Below are 21,772 nucleotides of genomic sequence, written 5' to 3'. Positions count from 1 at the left end.
GGTGCGCCGGTTTCGAGCGGCGGCACACGAGCACCCTTGCGGCTGGTCAACGGCGCCTGCCCGCTGGATTGCCCGGACGCGTGCAGTTGGACCGTCACCGTCGACCGCGACCGCGCCGTTCGCCTGGCCGGCCGCAAGGACCATCCGTTCACCGCCGGCACCTTGTGCGTCAAGGTCAATCGGTATCTCGAACAGACCAGGGCACCTGATCGGTTGCTGCGGCCGCGACGGCGGGTGGGGCCGAAGGGGTCGGGGTCGTTCGAGACCATCGAATGGTCCACCGCGATCGACATGATCAGCGACCGGATGGGCGAGGCGATCGCCCGGTGGGGCGCGGAATCGATCTGGCCCTACCAGGGCACCGGGAACCTGGGCCATCTGCAAGGTCTGCAAGGCAATGCCGGGCGGCGACTGTGGAACGTGATCGGCGCTTCCCGGCACGACATGACGATCTGCTCGATCGCGGGCCAGGAGGGCCTCATCCAGTCCACCGGCACCTCGCTCGGGATCGATCCGGAGTCGTTGGCGTCGGCACGGCTGGTCCTGCTCTGGGGCGTCAACACGGTCACCTCGGGACACCACCTGTGGCGGTTCGTCGCCCAGGCGCGGGCGCGCGGCGCGTGGGTGGTCGCCATCGATCCGCTCCGCACCAGGACGGCGAAACTCGCCGACGAGCACATCGCGCCGCGCCCGGGCACGGACGCTCATCTCATCCTGGCGCTGATCCATGAACTCCTCGAGCTGAGCGCGGAGAACACCGCGTATCTCGAGGCGATGACCAACGGCTGGAACAATTTTCGTGCCCGCGTCCGCGACTTCACGCCGGCGGTGGCCGAACGCTCCACCGGCGTGCCGGCCGCGGTGATCACCCGCCTCGCCCAGCGGATCGCCGGCACACCGCCGGTCGGCATCCGCGCGGGAATGGGCTTGCAACGGCACGCGGGCGGCGGCAACGTGCTGCGATTGCTGGCCTGCCTGTCGGCCGTCACCGGGGAGTGGAGCCGCTACGGCGGCGGCGTGTCCTATTCGACCGACGGCTATTTCGGGCTGAATCGCGAAGCCCTGGAACGCAATGACCTGCTGCGGCAGCCGGTCCGGAGTCTGTCGATGACCCGACTCGGCGACACGCTGACCGATCCGCACCTGTCGCCGCCGGTGCGGGTGCTGTTCGTCTACGGGGCCAACCCGGTCGCCAGCGCGCCGGGGCAGGCCGATGTCATCGCGGGCCTCTCCCGCACCGACCTGTTCACCGTCGTCGTCGATCACTTCCAGACCGACACCTGCGACTACGCCGACCTCGTCCTGCCCGCGACGATGCAGACCGAGCACCTCGACATCCACGATGGCTACGGCCACCTGTATCTGGCCTGGAACGAACCGGCGGTTCGCCCTGCGGGAGAGGCACTTTCGACCACGGAGATCTTCCGGCGCATCGCCCGGGGGCTGGGCCTGACGGAGCCGAGCCTCTACGACAGCGATCTCGAGCTGGCCGAACAGCTGATGGACTCCACCCATCCCTCGCTGGACGGCGTCACCGTCGATTCGCTGCGCACACGGGGCTGGCAGCGACTGAACTACCCGCGCGATTTCGTGCCGTTCGCGGACGGATTCCCCACCACCAGTGGGAAGTTCGAGTTTCCTGACGCGGCAGGATTCAGTGCCCGGCTGGCCGAGGAGTTGCCGGAGCCGGACGCGAGCTACCCGCTGACACTGCTGGCGACGGCCTCGCACTACACCCTCAACTCCACGTTCTCCAACAATGACCGCCTGGCCGGCAAGTCGGGCGGTACGGCGGTCACCATGAGCGCGGCGGACGCGGCCGCGCGCGGCATCGCCGACGGCGCCCGGGTGCGCGTCTTCAACGCGCGGGGCGAGTTCCGCACCCACGCTACGATCAGCGACGCCGTCCCGGCCGGTGTGGTCGCGATGGTGAAGGGGAGCTGGCTGAAAATCGTCGGCGGTCCCACCGCGAACGCGACGGTGCCGGAGCGGGACGCCGACCTCGGCGGCGGAGCCGTCTTCCATGACAACAGCGTGGATGTACGACCACTCGATGCGACGGAGGTCCGATGATTGACTGGAACTTGTTCTGGCCGTTCCTGCTTGCCGCGGTCGTCCTGGTGATCGTGCCCGGCCCCGACATGATCCTGATCGTCACTTTGGGAAGCCAGCACGGGCGCAAGGCGGGGCTCGCGGCCGCCGCCGGTGTCGCGGCCGGGCTCGCCGTGCACGTCACCATCGCGGTGCTCGGGCTGGCGGCGCTGCTGCACAGGTTCCCGGCGGTGTATCAGGTCTTGAAGTGGGTCGGCGTCGCTTACCTTGTCTACCTTGCGATTTCCTCGTACCGCGCGCGGTCGGAACCGCTGTCCGGTGACGGCGCCGCGGTGTCCGCGCCCGGCAACGCGGTGCTCTCGGCGTTTCGCAGCGCCGCGATCACGAACGTGCTCAATCCCAAGGTGATTCTCTTCAACGTCGCCTTCCTGCCGCAATTCGCCAACCCGGACCTGGGGCGGGTGCCCCTCCAGCTGGCGATTCTGGGCCTCGTCCTCGTCGTCGTCGATTTCGCCATCGACGGACCCATCGGCTATTTCGCCGGGGTATTCGGCAGTCGGGTCGTCGGCGCCAACCAGAACGTCAATCGTCGAATAAACGCCGGCGCGGGGGCAATTTTCCTCGGACTGGCGGGCTGGCTGGCGGTGAGCTGATGACGCGCTTCACGAAGATGCAGGCACTGGGCAACGACTATCTCGTGATCGAACCGGCCCCGCGGGATGCGACGATGGACGCGGCGCGGGTCCGCCGGCTCTGCGACCGGCATTTCGGTATCGGCGCCGACGGAATACTGCTCGGTCCCACGCGGCCCGTCGCCGATCCGCAGGCGGCGATCGGGCTGCGCATCTTCAATTCCGACGGTACGGAATGCGAGAAAAGCGGCAACGGTCTCCGAATGTTCGCCGCCTACCTCCGTCGCCACCATCTCGCGGCGGACGAATTCGTCATCGACGTGCCGGCGGGCGAGTGCGCGATTCGGATACTCGGCACCGATCCCTGGGACGTCGCGGTGGATATGGGGAAAGCGCAGCCGCTGGGTGAAACGCGACTGGTCACGCCCGACGGCGCCGATTTCGTCTTCCACCGCGTCGATCTCGGGAATCCGCACGCGGTCACCTTCGTTCCGGAGCCCACCGCGGATTTCGCGCGAACGCTCGGCCCCTGGACCGCGCACCATTCCGCCTTCGATTCCGCCGGCACCAACGTGCAGCTCTGCGCGGTGCTGGACCGCCGCACCGTGCGGCTCGAGATCTGGGAGCGCGGCGCGGGATACACCCTGGCCTCGGGCAGCAGCGCCTGTGCCGCGGCCTACGCGGCGTGCCACGCCGGATACGTCGAGGAGGAAGTAACCGTGCGGATGCCTGGTGGTACCGTCGCCGTGTCCCTGCGCGGTGACCGGGTGAACCTGCGCGGCGGTTGTGCGTTCATCGCCGAGGGGCGCGCCATCGACGGGTAAACGGCAGTCCGCGTGCGAATTTCGAGAAGTCTGCGAGGTTTGATGTCGACCGGCGACATGAAGATGTGTGTCGTGCTCAACCGCGTGCTGCGCGAGGATCCGGGGCGGGCGATCAACGTCGCGGGGCACGCGATGGCCGGACTGGTCGCGAAAGCCGCGAGCCAGTCGCCCGAGCGATTCCGTGCGATGGAGTTCATCGACTATCCCGACGCCTCCGGCGTATCGCACGACTATATCTCCGCGCACGGCCTCATCGTGTTGTCCGCCAAAGCCGGGCAGCTGCACACCTTGCGGCGCGTATTCAACCAACTGGACGTCGTCTCCGTCGATTTCTGCGCCGCGATGATCGACGGAACGACCGCGGAACAATTGGCTCGGGTCGCGGCTACGACCACGAATGATCTGGAACCGCTGTGCGTCGCAGTATTCGGCCCGGCCGAAATCATCGATCCGCACACCCGGCGATTGTCGCTGTGGCGCTGAGCCTTTCGGAATCCAGATGTCCGAATAACGCTACCCCGGTGCGGCCATTTCTTGGGTAGGCTTTATTCATGAGCTACCCGATAAGAATCGGACTACATCTCCAACCGGAACATTCTCCCGATTACGGTCCCATTCGCGACGCGGTATTGCGAGCGGAAGACGCCGGTGCCGACATCGTCTTCAACTGGGATCATTTCTATCCGCTGCACGGTGACACCGACGGCGCGCATTTCGAATGCTGGACGATGCTCGGCGCCTGGGCCGAGCAGACGGAGCGGGTCGAGATCGGCGCGCTGGTCTCCGGTGGCGGCTACCGCAATCCGGACCTGCTCGCCGATATGGCCCGCACCGTCGACCACCTCAGCGGCGGCCGGCTCATCCTCGGGCTCGGCGCGGGCTGGTACGAAAAGGACTACGCCGAGTACGGCTACGAATTCGGTTCAGCCGGTTCGCGATTGGCGCTACTGGAGACCAACCTCGCCAGAATCACCACGCGGCTGGACCGGCTCAACCCGCCGCCGTTCCGCCGCATCCCGATCCTGATCGGCGGTGGCGGTGAACGCAAGACGCTGCGGCTGGTGGCGCGGTACGCCGATATCTGGCACAGCTTCACCGAGCTCGACGGGCTGCCACACAAATCGGCGGTGCTCGCCGAGCATTGCCGCGCGGTGCGCACCGATCCCACCGCGATCGAACGCTCGACGGAGTGGCCGGGGCCCGCAGCGGCCCCGGCCTACGTCGACGCGGGCGTCTCGCTGTTCACCGTCGCAAGCGCCGGCCCGGCCTACGATCTGACCGAACTGCTCGAGGCCGTGCGGTGGCGGGATTCCCGTCGCGCGGAAGACATGTCCCGCTCGGCGTAGTCGCCGGTGGACGCGTCAGCCACGCCGCGTCCACGTTCGGGCGCCCGCACTCGTCAAGCACGGGCTGACGGGTCTCCCCGGTCAGGCTTTCCCCCGGTCGGGTGGGCGAGAACAGCGGTGACGTCGGCGGTGCGCTCGATGATCGCGCGGGCGAGATCCAGCAGGCGAATGTTGGTAGCGCGGGCGTACGCCCGCAGCACGGCGAACGCCTCGTCCATGTCCACGCCACCGTGCTCACTGAGCACGCCCTTGGCCTGCTCGATGATCACGCGACTGTTCAGCGCGCCCTGCAACTGCGCCGAGACCGTCACGGAATCGGCGAGCATGCGGGCATGCACGATCCCGATCGTCGCGACGTCCGCCAAGGCCCGTGCGACCGCGAGATCGTTCTCATCCGGCCGCTCGTCCGACCCGGTGGCGAAGAGATTGATCGCCCCGATCCGGTTCTCACGCAATCGCATCGGCAGCGCGTACACCGAGGACCAGCCATCGGCCCGGGCCCGGTCGCAGAAGGCGGGCCAGCGGGCGTGCTCGGCGCCCAGCTCGGGCACCAGAACCCGCTGCCCGCTGTGATAGGCCTCGACGCACGGCCCGGCCGCGGCCTGGATCTGGAACAGTTCCAGCAGCCGGGTCGCCTCGCTGGTTGTGGCCAGCACCTCCAGCCGATCGAGGTGATCGGCCAGCATCACACCGGCCGCCTGCACCGGCAGCAACCGCACCAGGACATCGACGAGTTCCTGCGCCAGCTCGACCGGGTCGTAGTCCGCGACCAGGGTGTCGGCCATGTGCACCAGGGAGGTGATCAACACCCGTTCCCGACTCTCCATATCTTCGTGCCCCTTCACGCATCGCCGATCGTCAAGGCCGCGACCGGCCGGGTTCTGTACTGCCGGGATCGAAACGGATTCGGCGCGCGACGATGTCGGCGGCGAACTCTACGACCGGCCGTTCCTCGGCCAGTGCTCGGGCGATCAGCCGGGCATACGCGGTGGCGATATCGACACCCAGCTGGGCCGCGACCACTCCGGTGGCCTGATGGATCTCCCGGGTGGACACCGCGACCTCCCACCACGACCCCAAACCTTCTTCGTGCGAGTGCAATCGGGTGCCGTTGCGTTCCGGAGTGCGGACCGCCGCGAGCAGCACCACGGTCACCACGTCGGAGACCTGCACCGCCGTGGCGAACCCGGCCCGGTCCAGGGTGGCGGGAGCGTCCCGGTACAGATCCAGGGTGCCCACCCGGATCGCCCCCCTGCGCAACGGGAACGAGAACACCGCGCCCTCGCGGCGACCGAGCCCCGAGGCCGCCAGCAGCGGCCACCGGTCACCGGCCAGCGCCGCACCGAAATCGGGCACCAGCACGGGCGCGTCGATCCGATACGCCTGCGGCCCGGGCCCTTCCGCGGCGGCCACCTGGATTTGCGCCCAGTCCGCCGCGGTGTCGTCGGAGGCCCCCAGCATCTCCCACTCGCTGCCGCCGACGCACACCATGATCGCGGCGTGATCGACCGGCAGCAGCCGGACGCATACCGCGCTCAGCAGATCAGCGCCACGCTTGCACGCCGGATCGGCCTCCGCGCTGCGCACCGCGGCCATGAACCGCACCCCGATCGCCTCGCTCATGCGAGCCTGGCCGGCATGGCGACCGGATCGTCGGTGGCTACCCAGTACCCGTGGGCGGCGACCCGGCGGCGGCGTCCCAGCGCACCCGCGCCAGCAACCGCGCGGAAGTCCGCTGTTCGCCCTGCTGGATGCCGACCGCGTCACGGGTGGCCAGCAGATAGCATCGCCCGGTGTCGGCGAGCGCTTGTTCGAGATGGGTACAGAGTTGCGCCGCGGCCAGATCCAGGTCCGCGGCGACCACCACGCCGCCGCCCGCCACCGGCTGGGCTCCCTCGGCCATGACCGCCGTCACCGACCACACCCGGCAGCGGACTGCGCCGGAACCGTGCTCTGCCGCCGGACTTCGGCCCTGGGCGCCGCGCCGGTCGTTCGTCATAGGGACCGCCAAACCTCGAGGAATTCCATCGGCCAACCAGGGTCCGGGGATGGCGCTCTAACCAATCGCATGATCCCGCACCGGCGAAATCACCAGGCCACCAATGATATACGCGCCGAACACCAGGATGAAGCCCCGAACCGGCATCGATCTGGCGTCCGGACGAATCAGCGATGCCGAGAACGTCTTTCGAAACCGGTATCTGTCAGGGTTACTCGACCGGTTCGAGGTTGCCGGGGATCCAGGTCTGATCGTAGAAGGATTGCCCCGGACCGTAGAGGCGCACGATGACGAAATAGCCCTTACCCGGTACCGTTCGCAGCCAGTTCTTCTCGTCGACACCCGCCGGAAGCTCGGGACCGAACGAGATGGTGTGGGAGCCATCGGAATTGGTGGCGGGCTTGTCCATGGCGTTGATGGAGGGGAACCGCTGGCCGTTGTCGAGCCCGGAGGCGGTGATCGGGTCGTAGACCGCGACCGACCAGAACAGTTTCGCGGGGATCCCGGCGGGCAGGTTCAAGGTGTAGGTCTTGGCGCCGTCGAGATAGGCGCCGTTGCTGTCACGCATCGTGACCGGGTACTTGGCGCCCTTGTCGACCAGGTTGACCACCATGCCCGGCGAATCGGAGTAGGCGGAGCTGAAGTATCCGGTGCGCTGTTCGAGGTTGGTGTAGCTGCCGGAGGCCTGGAATTCGGTGTCCTCCCCGGCGAAGACGTTCAGCCACGGCTGCCCGGAGAAGTAGGTGCCGCCGGGTTCGTCCGGGAGCAGGTCGGTGACGGTGATCTTGCTGATCGCGAACGCGGTGCGCGCCGCCTTGTCGAGCAGTTCCCGCAGCGGCGGCTCGGGGGCGAACGTCGCGCCCTTCTCGATGCCGATGGTGTGCAGAAATCCGCGCATGTCCAGGTCCTGCGGGTCGACGGCCTCGGCTTGGACGAAGCGGTCGAGCATGTCGAAATAGCTGCCGTCGCGCGGGAACAGCATGTCGAGTTCGACGCCGGAGGCATGCGGGAATTGCATGGGCTGTGCCTGCTCGCGCCGGCCGAGCGGATAGATGACGGTGGATTCGATGCGGGCGGCGGTTTCGGTGAGGTCGGCCGGGTCACTGAAGAACGAGCGCCAGAACAGGAAGACATTGTGGGTGCGGGAGCGGTAGACGAATCCGTCGCCGGGTTCGGGTCCGTCGTAGTCCGGCCCCAGCAGGATGTAGCGGCCCCCGGCTCCGGCGTCGGGTCCGACCAATCCGACGTCGCCGGTGTGCAGGTGACCGTCGATGACCGGTCCGTGGATCGGCCGCTGCCAGAAGTCGTCGAGGATGCCCTGCACCCCGGGCGGCGCTTCCACCACGAGCGGCCCGTGCTCGGCCAGGTCGAGGTAGCCCATGGCGTAGACGACGTCGAAATTCGGTGTGGTGACCAGGGTTTTGGCGTCGATGCGATCCTGCCACACCGGTAGCACGTGGTAGCCCGCGCCGAAGCGGCGCTCCGAGGCTTCCTTCATCGCCCAGATGTTCACCGCGGGCAGCGACCACAGATAGGCCTGCACCGCGCGCTGGAACAACAATTCCTCGCGCAGGGTGCGCACGGTGTCCGCGGTGGCGAAGCCGCCCTCGAAACCGGAGTCTGCGAGCTCGTCGTACCGGGTCATGGGCGTCTCCCTCAGGCCGGGGTGATGGCGGGCGGTTTCCAGCTGCCGTCGAGGATGGCTTGCTCACCCCAGTACGCGCGGATATAGAGCGAGAACGGTCCCGAAGGCGAAGGGAGCCAATTGGATTCGTTACCGTCTCCGGGCGCCTGCGGGCCGACGTAGAGGGTGAGCGAGCCGTCGGGACCACGGGTGAGGTTCTTGTTCTTGGTGCCCAGCGAATACCGGTTGAGCGGGTTGGGGTGGAACAGGTGCTTGTCGTTGTAGAGCGTCATCGACCAGAAGCCCTTGACCGGCGGTTCCTGCCCGGCGGCGAAAGTTACCTTGTAGGAGCGGTTCCCGTCCAAGGCCGCGCCGGTGGCGTCGTTGTCGGTGTAGAAGTATTGGGTTTCGGTGGGCCGGTTGTCGAACATGTTCGATTTCGCGGTGCCGGTGCGGTTGAAGTAGTCCAGGCCGAACTGGGCGTTGTTGGTCGAGCGGTTCCAGCCGTTGCCGGCGGGGCGGCCGTTGTGTTTCCACTCGAAGAACGGCTTGATCACCTCGGTCTCGGTCGCGACCGCCGTATCGACCAGCACCTTCTTGATCGCCTCGTCGTTCTTCGCGGCGTCCAGGATGCTGCGGAACTGACCGTAGAGCCCCTCTTCCCCGGGCAGCGGCGGCACCTGATCCAGCACCGAGCCGAACTCGTCGAAGAACTTCTCCGGCACGACCCATTTCGTTTCTCCGCCACCGTCACTCGGCGGCGCCGGAACCTCGGGCAGCTTCGCCCACTCGACGGTTTTGGCATTGCCGTCGAAATCGGTCAGCGGATAGATGTCGATCTGGTTGATCACCGCCTGGATCGCGGCGCGATCCTCGGGGGTGTCGTCCATGAACACGCGCGGGATGGCGTTCGCGATCGTGGTGGGACAGCGGATGACGCCGTCGATGCCCTTCGGTGTGTCCTGGTCCCATTTCGGCCCGGCCAGTAGATAGAAGCCGGGTTTGGTGCCGTAGGCCTTGCCGAGTTCGCCGAACTGGTCGGTGCGCTGGTCATAGAGCGCGTACACCCAGAAGCGCTCGCCGAAGTCGGGCACCTGCACGACGACCGGTTGCGCGTCGAGATCGAAATAGGCCAGCCCGTAGACCACGTCCTGGTTCGGGCAGGTCACGAACGTCTCGGCGGGGTCGATGTAGTCGGCGAGCATGCCGAGGCGGCCCTGGGGCGCGACCGGCAGAATTCCGCCCAGCAGCGCGGGAGCGGGCGCCGCGGTGATCTGGTCGTGGCGATTGCGCATGTTCACCAGCGGCCAGCCCCACACGTACGCGGTGCGCGCGATGGTCGCGGCATAGGAGTCGAACATCTCGATTCCGGTCGCGGGTTTGGTGAGGTCCGCGGCGGATCCGGTCGCGGTGTCGGGCTCGTTCGCGCCGGTGCCGGTCGGTGTGGTGGAACTGGTCGCGCTACCGGATCCGGAGTCGTTCGAGCAGGCGACCACCGCCATGCCCGCCCCCAGGGTGAGGGCGGCCAGACTCGTGCCGCGCAGTGCCGAACGGCGGGAAAAATCCATGATCGCTGCTCCCTCGCCCGATCGGTACGCCCGGCGGTCGCCTGAACGACGCGACGCTGGTTGTCGCGGTTCGGCTCCACGCTAATGGCCTGATCCGGCGGCTCCTTCGCCCTATGCGGGACAATCGCCGCCCGGAGACGATCCGCCCGGATGCCGCGCGACGAACTCGGCGATGGTGGCCGCGACGAGTTCCGGATTCTCCAGCGCGGGCACATGCCCGACCCCGGGCAGCATCCGCTGCTCGGTCCCGGCGGGCAGACCGCGCTGATAGAACACGCCGTAGCGCGCGATCGGCAGGAAGACATCGCGCTCGCACAGCGCCAGCATGATCGGGACCCTGATCCCCGCGAGGTTCTTGACGCCGCCGTAGCGCAGGCCCATCAACAGGACTCGCAGATAGGCGGCACAGTGCGTGGTGGCGTGCATTAGATCCATCGCTCCGGCCGGCGGCACGGCGTCGACGTCGTGGACGAGACGGCGCAGCACCTGACGCTGGATCGGGCGCACCCCGAGCACGCGCTCGCCGAGCAGATTGCCCGCGACGGCGAACGGGAAGTACGCCAGAAAACGCAGGCCGATCGCGATGCTGGCCACGGAGATGTGCCGCCAGCCACCGGCGGGAGCGAGGGCCAGCAGCGATCGGGCCCGGCCGCGCCGCGCCAATTCCAGTGCCACCCAACCGCCCAGCGAGTTGCCGACCAGATGGGCGGTCGCGAATCCGGCCTCGTCCATGGCCCGTTCGACAGCGTGAACTGGGCTGGAGGGCATATGGCAGACGTCGGCACGAAGAAGATGCCGCGGCCGGAACGCGAACGGCTCATCCTCGACGCCGCCACCCGCGGGTTCGCCGAGGACGGCTACGCCGCGACCTCACTGGCGTCGATCGCCGCCGCGGCGGGGGTGACGAAACCGTTGATTCACAGCTACTTCGGCCCCAAGGAAGCCTTGTTCGAGGCGTGTTCGGATCGGGCCAGCGCCAATATCGCCGCCCATGTTCGCGGCCGGCTGGCCGATCCGACGCCGGGCTTCACGGTGACGGAGACCGTGCTCGCCGCGCTGTTCGACGCGCTCGCACCCCGCCCCTACGACTGGCCGCTGCTCTACGACACGGTGGTCCCGGCCGACTCCGGGCTCAACCGCACGCTGCGCGAACATCGGTGGCGGGTGGCCGAACTCGCCGTCGACGGGGTGGCGCGGACCGCGACCACCATGCGCCTGAGCGCGACCGACGACATCGACGTCGCGACCCGGATCTGGATGGGCACGCTGTCGACCCTGGTGCGCTGGTGGCTCGATCATCCCGAGAACACGGCGGCCGACATGGTGGCGCGCTGGCGGCGCTTGACGACGGGCCTGGCGTTCCTGGTGCCGCGCCGCTGACGAGCGCGGATATCAATCGGATCAACGATCGGTGTGTTTGCTGGACAGATGCTAGCGTGAGCACTCGTTGCACTTTCCGGAGTCGACAGCCGTGGTCTCGATTCGAAGGAGTGAATAACATGCTCGCAGGAATCGCCCGCTCCACAGCGATCGCCGCGATCGCGGTACCGCTGGTCACTCTCGCCGCGCCCGCCGCGTTCGCCGATCAGCCCGCCGTAACCCCCACCGAGCAGCACAGCGTCTCGCGAGTGGATCAACCGCTGCGAAAGAACGTGGACGCCCCCTATATCTGGATCAATATCTGCGTTCATATCCCGACGCCGGGTTCGGCCACCCTCGACTGGTGCTTCCCCTGATCCGTAGCCCGCTCGCTGACCAGCGGCTGCCCTGAATTCATCGACGAAGTCCGGGGTCCCACCATGCCCGATGCATCCCGAATCATCCGAAGGAGCAACGCATGAGCTATCTCGCACGCGTCGCGGCCACCACCACACTCGCCGCAGGCACCCTGCTGTCGAGCGGTGTCGGCCATGCCGACCCCGAACCGGCCCTGCCGCCGCCGTCGTGCTCGGTGCCCGACGAGGTGGTGGGCAAGTTCCTGATCCTGCGCGGCACCACCCCGTCGGTTCCGCTGGCGCCGCCGGATCACTCGATGGTCGTGGTCCGGTTCCCCACCGCGGACATGTTGCAGTACATGGTGGTCGGGACCGGGGTCTGGCACGACGGCAACTACACCTACACCGTGCCCGAGCCGGGCCAAGCCGTCATCGACAGCACCCAGATCGACACCCCGGAACCCATCAGCTACTCGCTGCGACTGTGGTGCCGGGACAACGTCTCCGGTGACTACCGCTACATCATCGGCGACTCGCCGGACCCGGGGCCGGAGCATCAGGCGACCTACCGGTTCCAGAACACCAGGCCCTGAGTCCCGACCGGCCGGTGCGAGCCCGAGCGCTCGCACCGGCCGCACGGAATGCTAGTTCCTGCTCAGTGCCGCGGCCGCGTCCTTCTGCAGATCGGCATAGGAGTCCTTGCCGGTGTCGATGGTGACGCTCTGGATGGTGCCGCCGGCGAAGGTCCCCGGCGTCCGGTATTGCGAGGACACCGCATCCCCGCTGTCGTAGCCGACGCACAGTCCGTCACCGGCCAGGGTGAATTTGCCGGTCTGGGCCCGCATCGGACCGTCACCGACCGGGTTCCCGTCCAGATACAACTTCGTGGTTCCCACGGATTCGCCGTTCTCCCCGGCCTTTTCGCGGGTGAACTCCATGCCCACGGTGTGCTTGCCCGGCGTCAACGGCGCCGAGGCGGTGAAATCCTGTTCCGGGGCGATGCCGAGGAAGTTGTAGACGTAGTGCACCTGGCCGTCCTTGACGAACAGGCTGTGGCCACCGAAACGCGAACCGTGGGCGAAGATCACGCCTTCGGCGTTGTCCTGCACGTCGAGGCTGGCCAGCACCTTGTAGGACTTGCCGCGAATATTCACCGCCACGCCCTCCGGCACGGGAGATGCGTCCGGATAGTAGACGTAGCGATCGCGTGGCGGCTCGGCCTGCGGGCGTTCGACGCCGAGTTGCTCGACGGCGGTCCGGTCATCGAGTGGCAGGACATAGTTGTTCTTGGCTTCCTCGTTCCAGGCGTCGATCAGTTCTTTCAGCTTGTCCGGATTGTCGTCCGCCAGGTTCTTGGATTCGGAACGGTCCTCGTCGACGTGGTACAGCTCCCACTTGTCGTCGTCGAAGTGGCCTTTTCCGCTGATCGCGGCGTGCACCGCCGATGCTTTCCAGCCGTTCACCCAGATGCCGCGCGTGCCCAGCATCGCGTAGTACTGACGTTCCTTCTTGGTCGCGGCATCGGCGTCGTCGAAGCTGTAACGCATCGAAACACCGTTCAGCGGATACTGCTTCACGCCCCGGAACGTTTCGGGCATTTCCACACCGGTGACGTCATAGATCGTCGGCACGATGTCGGTGCAATGGTGATACTGGTGGCGGAACTCGCCCTTGGCCTTGATCCCCTTGGGCCAGTGGATCACCAGCGGGTCGGCGGTGCCACCGGCGAACTGGGCGTAGCGCTTGAACATCTGAAACGGGGTCGAGAAGGCCGCGGCCCATCCGGTCGGGTAATGGTTGTAGGTGTCCGGCGTGCCGAGCCTGTCGATGTATTTCATGTTCTCGGCCAGATCGTCGGGGTAGCCGTTGAAGAATTTGTTCTCGTTGACCGAACCGTTGGGTGAGCCTTCGCCGGAGGCGCCGTTGTCGGCGGCGTAGAAGATGACGGTGTTGTCCATCTGGCCGGTCTGCTCCAGGAAGTCGATCACGCGGCCGACCTGAGCGTCGGTGTACTCGGAGAACCCGGCATACACCTCGGCCATGCGCGCGAACAGACGCTTCTCGTCGGCGTTGAGCGAATCCCAAGGGCGCACCGCGTCGTCATCCACCGCGACGTCCTTCGGCAGCGGATTGAGCGGAGTCAGCTGTGTGCCCTGCGGCATGACGCCCTTGTCGATCATCCGTTTCAGCACCCAGTCGCGGTAGGCCTCGTAGCCGTCGTCGAACTGACCCTTGTATTTGTCCGCGTACTCGGCCGGACTGTGGTGCGGAGCGTGATTGGCACCCGGGCAGAACCACAGGTACCAGGGCTTGGACGGGTTGCTCGAACGCTGATCGCGCAGCATCTTGATCGCGTTGTCGGCCAGGTCTTTCGACAGGTGATAGCCGTCATCGGGGCTTGCGGGCTGGTCGATGAATCGGTTGTCCTCGGTCAAGTCCGGGTACCACTGGTTCGTTTCGCCACCGAGGAATCCGTAGAAGCGGTCGAACCCTTTCGCGAGCGGCCATTCCGACTTCGCGCCGCCGCTCGAGACGTCTTCCTCGGGAACGTTGTGGTTCTTGCCGACCCAGAAGGTGCTGTACCCGTTGTCTTGCAGCACCTGGCCGACCGTCGCACACTGGGCGGGTAGACGGCCCGCCGCGCCGGGAAAACCGTTGGTGGCCTCGGTGATCGCCGCGAACCGGTTCACGTGGTGGTTGCGGCCGGTGAGCATCGTGGAGCGGGTCGGCGAGCACAGCGCGGTGGTGTGCCACTGGGTGTAGGTCACGCCGTTGTCGGCCAGGCGCTGCATGACCGGCATGTTGATCCGGCCGCCGTAGGGAGACCAAGCCGCCAGCCCGGTGTCGTCGTAGAGCACGACCAGCACATTGGGTGCACCGTCCGGAGCCTTCTTGACCTCGAAGGGTTTCCAGTCCGGTTTCGAATCGCGAACATCGAGTTCGATATCACCGTCGAACCCCTCGTTGATGCCCGTCCCGTAGTCGGGCGGACCATTCTTGTCGTCGTTGCCGCACGCGCCGAGCAAAGGCAGCGCCGCCGCGCCGACACCTGCCGCCGCGAAGCCGCCCAGGAGCGAGCGACGCGACCACCGCTCCCCTGTGGGCTGACCGGACGCTTGCCCCGAATCCTGCTCATCGGACGTTGTCATAGCCGAAGACTATGATTCTGGTGTCCGGTTGGTCCGGTGCCACACCGTGCCCAAGAGGTTTCGACCCTCACGCCGGTGTGACGCAACGGAAGCCGAGATGACAGGTCGCGGTGTCCTCGGATTGGCTCTGCCGCGCGGCGGGCCGGTAGCGCAGGCAGTAATTCGGCGCGCACAGAAACGACCCGCCTTTGATCACCCGGCGCGGGAACCGTTCGCCCGGCACCAGTGGCGGCGCACAGCACGAACTCTTCGGCCCCTGGCGGTCGAAGCGGTAATAGTCGGTGGTCCACTCCCACACGTTTCCGGTCATATCGAACAGTCCGTACCCGTTGGGCGGATAGGCGCCGGCCTTGGTGGTACCCGGCTGTGCGACTTGACCTTTGCCGGGCAGGAATTCCCACGGAAAGCGGCCCATCCACGTATTGGCCATCCGCCGACCGCGTGGTGCGAACTCCGCACCCCAGACATACGTCGCAGCCTCGAGCCCACCCCGCGCGGCGAACTCCCATTGCGCTTCACTCGGCAGCGCCTTGCCCGTCCACGCCGCATACGCCGCGGCATCGGCATAGGCGATGTGCACGACCGGATGCTGGTTGCGCCCATCCAGATTCGTCCCCGGCCCACCCGGACGACGCCAGCAAGCACCCGGCACATAGGACCACCAGCGCCGCCAATCATCCAGGGGCACAGGCCCTGTCGTCGCTCGGAACACCAGCGCCCCTGGGCGCAGATCCGCGGGATCGGCCCCGGGATACTCGGCCGGGTCCAAGTCGCGCTCAGCAACGGTCAGGTACCCGGTCTCGCGCACGAACCGCGCGAACGCCGCGTTGGTCACCGCGTGGGTGTCCATCCAGAACGGTTCCACCGCCTCGGTTCGGACGGGCCGTTCCTCGGGAAAGAACTCCGCGGAGCCCATCGAAAAGCGGCCGCCCGGAACCAGCGCCATGCCCTTGCGCACGGCCACCGCCACACTGCTCATCGGCGCCACTCCCCCGGACCCGCGGATCGTTTCGGTACGCGCGGCGTCTCAGGCTGTACCGTCCACGGCCACAGCGGGATCGACGCACCAGCCCGGCGACGTGCGGAGCGCCCGAGGTTCCACGACATGCCCGAAGGGTAGTAGCTCCGAGCTATCAATCACGAGAGCGACATCACTCTCGGCGGAAAACGGTTGACCTTGTCGTAACGGCAATGTTTACGGTCGCTTGCCATGACCATTTCAGTGATCGACAGCGCCGCAGGCATGAACCGGATCCTCAGCGCGCACCCGGAGGAGCGCGCCGACCTGATCCGCGACCTGTGGGCTCCCATGGCGGGGATGTACCACTTCATCCCCGGCGGCGTGGACCTGGCGGCGGTGCACGAGCAGAACTTCGGCTTCCGTCCGGATTCCGCGATCGAAGACGTCCGCGCGGGTCTCGACACCCTGGTCGAGGCCGACGCGTGGGGTCGCATCCAGCGGGCGCTCGAGGCGGGTGTCGCCGCGCTGGCAGCCGCCGATCCCGATGTGACGGTTCCCGACCTGACGGTACTGCTGATCCTGGGCGATCCGACGAACAGGCACTTCGTCGACGAAGTGCAGGGGCTCTCCGGATTCGGGGGCATCAGCGGTTACATCGCCCTCACCGTCTGGCCTTCCGCGCGCGTCCTCGAGCGCCTCGACGCGATCGCGGTCCACGAACTGCACCACAACCTCCGCTACTCGCCCGGCGGAGTCGTGTGGGACCCGCGGACGGTGACGGTCGGCGAACACGTCATCGCCGAAGGGCTCGCCGACGTCTTCGCCGCCGAGTTGTACGGCGACGCCGGTCACACCCACTTCGTGAGCGAGGAAACCCGTTCCGACGACGCGGTTCTGGCCAAGGTCGCCGGCGGACTCGGCGTCACCGGAATGGCGGACTTCGCCGCCTGGGTCCTCGGCGACACCAGCGCCCGCCTGTTCGGCGCCACTCCCGTCGGCCTGCCCACCGGGGCGGGTTACGCCGCCGGCGCCCGGCTCGTTCGCGCGTATCTCGAGGCCACCGGCACCACGGCGGCACGCAGCGTCCGGACTCCCGCCGCTGAGATCTTGAACATCGCGCTGCCGCGACTGGGTTTGGCGGCGGGCACCGCACGGTGATCGGCGCAACGGCTGTGTAGAGCGCCTGGGGACCGAGATCAGCCGAACGAGATCAGTGTCCTGTTCGCGACCGAGACGCGGGCACTCTCGAACAGGGCCAGCCAGATTTCGCGTTCCCGTTGGAAGGGGTGGTCCTCGTCGTACCTGTGCAGAGCGGCCGCCGCCGCGTCGGTGAGGTTGCCGTCCTCGAGCTCGATACCGATATGCGGTGCGAGATAGATTAATTCACGCAGCAGCGCCACCGAGGAGCCGAGTAGGCCGCCCGCCAGCTTGATGCCGGGATCCTCCGGCACCAGCACTTGGTCGAAATCGATGGGAACGTAATAACCTTCGGCGTCCGAATGACAGATGAGGTGGGATTCGAACCCGTACATCACCTCTTCGAGCAATGGATCTTCCGTGGGCTGTCGGCCCTCGGCCAGGGGCGTGAGCGGCTGCCCGGGATGGGTGTAGGCGTGTGCGTAGGCGCGACGCAGGTAGTGCACGAAGCTGTAGGGGAAGCTGCCCGCGTGCTTCCGCATGGTGGCGGGGCCCTCGGTCTCCGCCTCCGTGTGCGGCGGTAGACCGTTGTCGGCCAGCACCCGATTGATGGTGTCGATGTCTTCCCGGAGATACTCGAGGTATTCGGGATCATCCGCGTAGGTCAGCGCGGACGCGTAGGAATGAACTGAAATCGCAAGCCCCATAGGGCCAGAGCATACGAATGCCCGGTGACAGGTTCGCCGGTCAGACTCGAACCAGCTCGAACTGCTCCCACTCCTTCGCCTCGACGCGATCACACAGCAGCCAGGAGTTACCGCCCTGGGCCGACCAGTAGTGCCCGCCCAGCGCCATCAATGTGACGAGATTGCCCGGGGCGACGGTCATTACGAAGGTTTCCCAGGGCCCGAGGTTGGTCGCACCCACGCGCAGCCATCCGCCGCCACCGTCGACAGCTTGCAGGTAGCGGCCGTCGTGGGCCTGAATGGACACGACCGTCCGGGCTCCCCACGAGTGGTAGTAGGCCAGCTCGGTGACCGTGAACACCGTTTCCGGCCCGGCGACGTACTCGTCGGCGATCAACAGATCGCGGACGAGGAAGTCGCTCCCGGTGCGGACGAAGCGCCCGCCCGAGGCCACCAACCGTACTCGGTACTGCGTGATCGCCTGGCGATCGGATTGCACCACGTCCGGGTCGAGCGAGCGGGTGATGCGGTGCACCTTGCCGTCGGCGATCGCGAACACGTCGAGCGTGGTGGCCGTGCGGCAGACCGCCGCGACACTGCGATTACGGGTGCCAGGGGGTTGGCCGGGCACCCCGATCGGCGGCCCGGCCCAGGCACCGGCGGCATACGAGCGGGCCGTCAGCGGATCGGAGGCGGCCACCAGTTCGCCGCTGCCGGGGGCGGGCCGGGCAGCCGCGACGCCGGCGTCCACCGCGATACCCGTATCCGGGTGCGGTTCCCACACGCCGGGCCAGCGCTCGGGCTGACCGACCGTGGACCACAGCCGCCCGTCGGCGGGCCCCGAGGTCACCGCGTGAACCTGAATCGTATTGCCCTGCAATGTAATAGCCGAGACACCACCGGCGTTCTGCAGCCCGGACAGCACGTCCCAGGTTCCGGCGTCCTCGGTGACCGGTGTATGGACGACGCGGCCGTCGGCATCGGAGGCGAACAGCTCGAGTCGCCCCGGCTCGGTCGCGGTGGCCGCCAGCGCCGAGCGTTCTCCCAGACCACCGCCGGTCAGCATCTGCCAGCTCGGCTCCCACTGCCCCTCGGCCGCGCGTCGCCTGCGCACGAGCTGGTCCTGGCCGAGCACGAACAGATCGATCGAACTGGGCGTGGACGACGCGGCGGCGAGGCCGGCTCGGGGGTCGAAGGACGCGCCGTCCAGCGGTCGCCACGGTTGCCACACCCCGCCGGTGAACGTGGCCTGATACACATTCCCGTCCAGCGCGATGACGAACAGGTCGATGACCTCGCCGCGCGCGACGGCCGCGATGCGGGCGGAGCGGTGCAGCGCCGGAGACTGCAGAACCGACCACAATCGCCACGGATCGACGACGACATTGACCTCGGCGACGGCGTCACCGCCGCCCAGCACATCGACCCGCAGCGGCGCCCGCCCCAACCGCGCCGACGATCCCGAACGCACCGCCAGCTGTGCGAGCAGATAGGTGGAGCCGCTACGGGCGAGTTCCTGAGCGACGACCTGCCGCTGCAGATCCTGGGCGGCCAGTTTCCGAAAACCGCGGTCCCACACGCGCGGTGACCGCAACGAGACGTAGACCGCGGCTCCGCCCGGCGCCATCCCGTAGCCGGCGATCACGACCGGGGGGCCGTTGTGGGTGTCGCCCGGTGCGCCGGCCCAGCGGGCCAGTTGCGTGCCGTTCGGCCCGAGCCGCGCGACGTCGGCGACGGCCGTCGGATGACGCGGGTCCAGCCAGCCGGTCTGCACCGTCGCCGCCGGGCACATGGCCGGGCCGGTCAGGTCGTGCCCCGGTCGCTGGTGCGCGAGACCGGCCTCCTGCGCCGCCAGGGTTCCGGTCACGCCCATGATGCAGGTGGGGTCCGAATAGTCCAGCGACAGATAGCCGTTGAAGGTGCTGGCATGTCCGCCCGGTTGATGATTGCGGCGCTGGTAGTAGTGCCCGAGCTCGTGGCAGAGCAGCGCGGGGCTGAGGCTGACGGCGGCGAACTGCCCGTCCTGCCCGAACTGTCCACCTGTCGCACCATCCCAGTCCTGAATGACGACGAGGACCTCCCCCGCCGGGAACGCCGCACCGTCGGCGGCCGCGCGCGCCCGCACCGCCGCGGCCAGCTCGTCGGCGTCGAAATACCGCTTGTCGAGTTCCACCGGGGCGTGAATCGACCAGACCAGATCCTCCCGGAACCCCGACATGTCCTGCCAGAATCGCCGCACCTCATCCCCGCAGGCCAGCAGCCAGGCGTCGGTGAAGTCGTGACCCGAACGGGCGACACCCCGGGCCGTGGCCACCACGTATACGAACCTCGTCGTCGCCATCGCTTCGATTCCTGTCGTCAAGCGCCGCACACCCGATGATGGTCAATATTGTGACCCAGAACACACCGGCGTGGGTCCTGATCGAGGTCTAATCTCGACCGGCAAACCTCGCGGCCTCGTGCAACTCCGCGAGCACCTCGGCCAGCAAGCTCTTCTCTTTGACGACGTGGCCGAGACCGAGACCGGCTATGTCCGCCCCTGCCGCCACCAGCGCGCTGTAGGTACCGGGTTCGACCCCGCCGCCATAGAGCAGCGAGACCGAGGACCGAGACCGCGCGGCGAGGTGACCTCGCACCGTTTCGCACACGCCCGCAACGTGTTCCGGCGCCGCCGCGCGGGCGCCGATCGACCAGCCAGGCTCATACATCACCGCGAATTCGGTGCCTGGATCGACCGCGTCCAGCACCGGCGCCAACTGCGCGACCACATACGCCCCGGCCTCGTCCGTCGACACGCGGTCGACCTCGCCGACACAGACCAGCGGCATCAGCCCGCCGGCGAGGGCGCCCACGACCTTTCTGGCTGTCAGCTCGTCGGATTCACCCCGGGCGCGCCGGTCGGCGTGACCGAGCATGACGTGGGTGCATCCGAGTTCGGCGAGCAAGGACGCCGGGGATTCGCCGGTGTAATCCCCCGCCTCGTACCACGCGTCTTGCGCGCCCACACCGATGGCGCTATCGCGAAGCAGGGCCCGTGTCGCCGATATCAGCGGATCCGGTACACACGCGAAGAAACCGGCGTTCGCCAATTCGTCCGAGAGTGGAAGAACTACGGACTCGAGCCATACCCGATGGTCGGCGGCACTCATCGCCGCTTTGGTGTTGGTGCACGTCATCAATTTCATCGCTGTCATTTCATTCGAAATTGGTATGCCGCTCGAGCATTTCATGCCGGTCAGCGCCGCCCAAGCGCTCCATCAGCAGGACGATGGCGTCCAGATATGCAAGAGCTGTCTGTTCGAACAGGGTTCCGATGAATTGCGTCGACTGGCCGATGGATCCGTCGGCGGAACGCTCGGGAATCGTTACCAGAGTATGGGCGAGCCGCGCCAGTCTGGACTCCGCTGTGGCAGTCACGACCACGATGCGGGCTGCGGCTCTGCGCGCTGTTTCGGCATGCTCGACAACTGTCGGCGTTTCGCCGGATCCGCTACACGCGATCAGCAGATCCGGAGCGCTGCCGATGGCCGGAGTGGTTGCGTCGGAAGTGATGTAGGCGCGGTATCCGAGGTGCACGAGCCGCATCGCGAAAGCATCCGCCATCAGTTTCGAGCGCCCGGCGGCGACCACGAATATTCGTTCGGCCGCGGCGATTTCATCGACCAGTGCCGCGGCGGAGTTGGTATCGACACGCCGGAGCGCGGCGGCGATTTCGGTCGATACTTCCCATAGTGCGCGCTCGACCTCGCCCGCTGTGGATTCCTCGGTTCGTTCCGGCCGGCCGAGATCAACCGGCGTGTCGTCATTTTGGTCGACCATAGCGTGGCTCTTCTCCAAATCTCGCAGAACGAATTTCCGGATCAGCCCCAAAACAACGATAGCCGTTGGCGATCACGGCAGCACAGCGAATTCTGGAAGTTGTGTCTCCGTTACAGGGAACCCGACGGTTCGATTCGATGGATGTCTACCGGCGGTTTCGCCCGTCCCGATGACCGGGATGCCCCGTAGTCGATCCGCGCGGATAGCTGCTTCTGTGAGACGCGACACTCCGGGTACCGATTCTTCGACATACCTGAAGT

At 67.2% G+C, this 21,772-nt stretch carries 21 protein-coding genes; 9 read left to right on the top strand and 12 right to left on the bottom strand.

Features of this window, described 5'->3' with window-relative positions; genetic code table 11:
* The first annotated feature begins 36 nt into the window (after positions 1 to 36).
* The 5 genes from AB0I43_RS18495 to AB0I43_RS18475 all read left to right on the top strand — a co-directional run bounded on the left by AB0I43_RS18495 (position 37) and on the right by AB0I43_RS18475 (position 4,854).
* A complete protein-coding gene (locus AB0I43_RS18495; protein ID WP_356980944.1) occupies positions 37 to 2,073 on the top strand; it encodes a molybdopterin-dependent oxidoreductase in 2,037 nt (678 codons plus the stop codon).
* A gap of 11 nt (positions 2,074 to 2,084) precedes the next feature.
* The gene (locus AB0I43_RS18490; RefSeq protein WP_356980942.1) at positions 2,085 to 2,705 is read left to right on the top strand and encodes a LysE family translocator; all 621 of its coding nucleotides are present in this window, start codon (positions 2,085 to 2,087) and stop codon (positions 2,703 to 2,705) included.
* On the top strand, positions 2,705 to 3,508 hold the full coding sequence (dapF, locus tag AB0I43_RS18485; RefSeq protein ID WP_356980940.1) for a diaminopimelate epimerase: 804 nt from the start codon (positions 2,705 to 2,707) through the stop codon (positions 3,506 to 3,508). The genes AB0I43_RS18490 and dapF overlap by 1 nt, the downstream gene beginning before the upstream one ends.
* Before the next feature lie 42 nt (positions 3,509 to 3,550).
* A complete protein-coding gene (locus tag AB0I43_RS18480) occupies positions 3,551 to 3,991 on the top strand; it encodes a DUF2000 domain-containing protein (protein WP_356980938.1) in 441 nt (146 codons plus the stop codon).
* A gap of 68 nt (positions 3,992 to 4,059) precedes the next feature.
* Positions 4,060 to 4,854 carry an LLM class F420-dependent oxidoreductase gene (locus AB0I43_RS18475; RefSeq protein WP_356980937.1) on the top strand — a complete coding sequence of 265 codons (795 nt, stop codon included), beginning with the start codon at positions 4,060 to 4,062 and terminating at the stop codon, positions 4,852 to 4,854.
* Positions 4,855 to 4,907: 53 nt separating this feature from the next.
* Here AB0I43_RS18475 and AB0I43_RS18470 read toward each other — a convergent pair whose 3' ends face one another.
* The 6 genes from AB0I43_RS18470 to AB0I43_RS18445 all read right to left on the bottom strand — a co-directional run bounded on the left by AB0I43_RS18470 (position 4,908) and on the right by AB0I43_RS18445 (position 10,813).
* A complete protein-coding gene (locus AB0I43_RS18470; protein WP_356980935.1) occupies positions 4,908 to 5,681 on the bottom strand; it encodes a GAF and ANTAR domain-containing protein in 774 nt (257 codons plus the stop codon).
* Between the two features lie 31 nt (positions 5,682 to 5,712).
* A complete protein-coding gene (locus tag AB0I43_RS18465) occupies positions 5,713 to 6,477 on the bottom strand; it encodes an ANTAR domain-containing protein (RefSeq protein WP_356980933.1) in 765 nt (254 codons plus the stop codon).
* A 37-nt stretch (positions 6,478 to 6,514) separates the two neighbouring features.
* A complete protein-coding gene (locus AB0I43_RS18460) occupies positions 6,515 to 6,853 on the bottom strand; it encodes a hypothetical protein (protein ID WP_356980931.1) in 339 nt (112 codons plus the stop codon).
* Positions 6,854 to 7,064: 211 nt separating this feature from the next.
* Positions 7,065 to 8,498 (bottom strand): DUF1254 domain-containing protein, encoded by a 1,434-nt coding sequence (locus AB0I43_RS18455; protein ID WP_356980929.1) that lies wholly within the window; start codon positions 8,496 to 8,498, stop codon positions 7,065 to 7,067.
* Positions 8,499 to 8,509: 11 nt separating this feature from the next.
* Complete coding sequence (locus AB0I43_RS18450; protein ID WP_356980927.1) at positions 8,510 to 10,045, bottom strand: DUF1254 domain-containing protein; 1,536 nt, start codon at positions 10,043 to 10,045, stop codon at positions 8,510 to 8,512.
* Positions 10,046 to 10,156: 111 nt separating this feature from the next.
* Entirely contained in the window at positions 10,157 to 10,813 is a 657-nt protein-coding gene (locus AB0I43_RS18445; protein ID WP_357432456.1) for an alpha/beta fold hydrolase, read from the bottom strand.
* Between AB0I43_RS18445 and AB0I43_RS18440 the strand changes: the two genes are divergently transcribed.
* The 3 genes from AB0I43_RS18440 to AB0I43_RS18430 all read left to right on the top strand — a co-directional run bounded on the left by AB0I43_RS18440 (position 10,814) and on the right by AB0I43_RS18430 (position 12,353).
* A complete protein-coding gene (locus tag AB0I43_RS18440) occupies positions 10,814 to 11,425 on the top strand; it encodes a helix-turn-helix domain-containing protein (RefSeq protein ID WP_356980923.1) in 612 nt (203 codons plus the stop codon).
* Between the two features lie 119 nt (positions 11,426 to 11,544).
* Entirely contained in the window at positions 11,545 to 11,781 is a 237-nt protein-coding gene (locus AB0I43_RS18435) for a hypothetical protein (RefSeq protein WP_356980921.1), read from the top strand.
* Positions 11,782 to 11,882: 101 nt separating this feature from the next.
* On the top strand, positions 11,883 to 12,353 hold the full coding sequence (locus AB0I43_RS18430; protein WP_356980919.1) for a hypothetical protein: 471 nt from the start codon (positions 11,883 to 11,885) through the stop codon (positions 12,351 to 12,353).
* Positions 12,354 to 12,404: 51 nt separating this feature from the next.
* Here AB0I43_RS18430 and AB0I43_RS18425 read toward each other — a convergent pair whose 3' ends face one another.
* Together AB0I43_RS18425 and AB0I43_RS18420 are read right to left on the bottom strand one after the other, a co-directional pair.
* Positions 12,405 to 14,909 (bottom strand): arylsulfatase, encoded by a 2,505-nt coding sequence (locus tag AB0I43_RS18425; RefSeq protein WP_356980917.1) that lies wholly within the window; start codon positions 14,907 to 14,909, stop codon positions 12,405 to 12,407.
* A gap of 67 nt (positions 14,910 to 14,976) precedes the next feature.
* On the bottom strand, positions 14,977 to 15,888 hold the full coding sequence (locus AB0I43_RS18420; protein ID WP_356980915.1) for a formylglycine-generating enzyme family protein: 912 nt from the start codon (positions 15,886 to 15,888) through the stop codon (positions 14,977 to 14,979).
* 231 nt (positions 15,889 to 16,119) lie between these two features.
* Between AB0I43_RS18420 and AB0I43_RS18415 the strand changes: the two genes are divergently transcribed.
* Positions 16,120 to 17,028, top strand: coding sequence for a DUF2268 domain-containing putative Zn-dependent protease (locus AB0I43_RS18415; RefSeq protein ID WP_357432455.1), 909 nt, complete (start codon positions 16,120 to 16,122; stop codon positions 17,026 to 17,028).
* A 38-nt stretch (positions 17,029 to 17,066) separates the two neighbouring features.
* On the opposite strand, the gene AB0I43_RS18410 is transcribed toward AB0I43_RS18415, so the two are convergent.
* From AB0I43_RS18410 to hxlB, 4 genes are all read right to left on the bottom strand, one after another.
* Positions 17,067 to 17,714, bottom strand: coding sequence for a hypothetical protein (locus AB0I43_RS18410; protein ID WP_356980911.1), 648 nt, complete (start codon positions 17,712 to 17,714; stop codon positions 17,067 to 17,069).
* Between the two features lie 40 nt (positions 17,715 to 17,754).
* Positions 17,755 to 20,034: a hypothetical protein gene (locus AB0I43_RS18405; protein ID WP_356980909.1), complete on the bottom strand. Its 2,280-nt coding sequence runs from the start codon at positions 20,032 to 20,034 to the stop codon at positions 17,755 to 17,757.
* Between the two features lie 88 nt (positions 20,035 to 20,122).
* Positions 20,123 to 20,869 (bottom strand): triose-phosphate isomerase family protein, encoded by a 747-nt coding sequence (locus tag AB0I43_RS18400; protein WP_357432478.1) that lies wholly within the window; start codon positions 20,867 to 20,869, stop codon positions 20,123 to 20,125.
* Between the two features lie 19 nt (positions 20,870 to 20,888).
* Positions 20,889 to 21,512, bottom strand: a complete 624-nt coding sequence (gene hxlB / locus AB0I43_RS18395; RefSeq protein WP_356980905.1) for a 6-phospho-3-hexuloisomerase — start codon at positions 21,510 to 21,512, stop codon at positions 20,889 to 20,891.
* Between the last annotated feature and the right edge of the window lie 260 nt (positions 21,513 to 21,772).

The sequence above is a fragment of the Nocardia sp. NPDC050435 genome (genome assembly GCF_040655395.1).
In the GTDB taxonomy this organism is placed as follows: Bacteria; Actinomycetota; Actinomycetes; order Mycobacteriales; family Mycobacteriaceae; genus Nocardia.
Note: the sequence above shows the minus strand (reverse complement) of the source record. Positions and strands in the feature narration are given on the sequence as shown.

Coding starts and splice junctions, on each gene's coding strand:
- AB0I43_RS18460 (WP_356980931.1), bottom strand. CDS start 6,853: ATGACGAACGACCGGCGCGGCGCCCAGGGCCGAAGTCCGGCGGCAGAG.
- AB0I43_RS18435 (WP_356980921.1), top strand. CDS start 11,545: ATGCTCGCAGGAATCGCCCGCTCCACAGCGATCGCCGCGATCGCGGTA.
- AB0I43_RS18445 (WP_357432456.1), bottom strand. CDS start 10,813: ATGCCCTCCAGCCCAGTTCACGCTGTCGAACGGGCCATGGACGAGGCC.
- AB0I43_RS18455 (WP_356980929.1), bottom strand. CDS start 8,498: ATGACCCGGTACGACGAGCTCGCAGACTCCGGTTTCGAGGGCGGCTTC.
- AB0I43_RS18405 (WP_356980909.1), bottom strand. CDS start 20,034: ATGGCGACGACGAGGTTCGTATACGTGGTGGCCACGGCCCGGGGTGTC.
- AB0I43_RS18410 (WP_356980911.1), bottom strand. CDS start 17,714: ATGGGGCTTGCGATTTCAGTTCATTCCTACGCGTCCGCGCTGACCTAC.
- AB0I43_RS18475 (WP_356980937.1), top strand. CDS start 4,060: ATGAGCTACCCGATAAGAATCGGACTACATCTCCAACCGGAACATTCT.
- AB0I43_RS18470 (WP_356980935.1), bottom strand. CDS start 5,681: ATGGAGAGTCGGGAACGGGTGTTGATCACCTCCCTGGTGCACATGGCC.
- AB0I43_RS18480 (WP_356980938.1), top strand. CDS start 3,551: ATGTCGACCGGCGACATGAAGATGTGTGTCGTGCTCAACCGCGTGCTG.
- AB0I43_RS18440 (WP_356980923.1), top strand. CDS start 10,814: ATGGCAGACGTCGGCACGAAGAAGATGCCGCGGCCGGAACGCGAACGG.
- hxlB (WP_356980905.1), bottom strand. CDS start 21,512: ATGGTCGACCAAAATGACGACACGCCGGTTGATCTCGGCCGGCCGGAA.
- AB0I43_RS18465 (WP_356980933.1), bottom strand. CDS start 6,477: ATGAGCGAGGCGATCGGGGTGCGGTTCATGGCCGCGGTGCGCAGCGCG.
- dapF (WP_356980940.1), top strand. CDS start 2,705: ATGACGCGCTTCACGAAGATGCAGGCACTGGGCAACGACTATCTCGTG.
- AB0I43_RS18430 (WP_356980919.1), top strand. CDS start 11,883: ATGAGCTATCTCGCACGCGTCGCGGCCACCACCACACTCGCCGCAGGC.
- AB0I43_RS18425 (WP_356980917.1), bottom strand. CDS start 14,909: ATGACAACGTCCGATGAGCAGGATTCGGGGCAAGCGTCCGGTCAGCCC.
- AB0I43_RS18450 (WP_356980927.1), bottom strand. CDS start 10,045: ATGGATTTTTCCCGCCGTTCGGCACTGCGCGGCACGAGTCTGGCCGCC.
- AB0I43_RS18400 (WP_357432478.1), bottom strand. CDS start 20,869: ATGACGTGCACCAACACCAAAGCGGCGATGAGTGCCGCCGACCATCGG.
- AB0I43_RS18415 (WP_357432455.1), top strand. CDS start 16,120: ATGACCATTTCAGTGATCGACAGCGCCGCAGGCATGAACCGGATCCTC.
- AB0I43_RS18420 (WP_356980915.1), bottom strand. CDS start 15,888: ATGAGCAGTGTGGCGGTGGCCGTGCGCAAGGGCATGGCGCTGGTTCCG.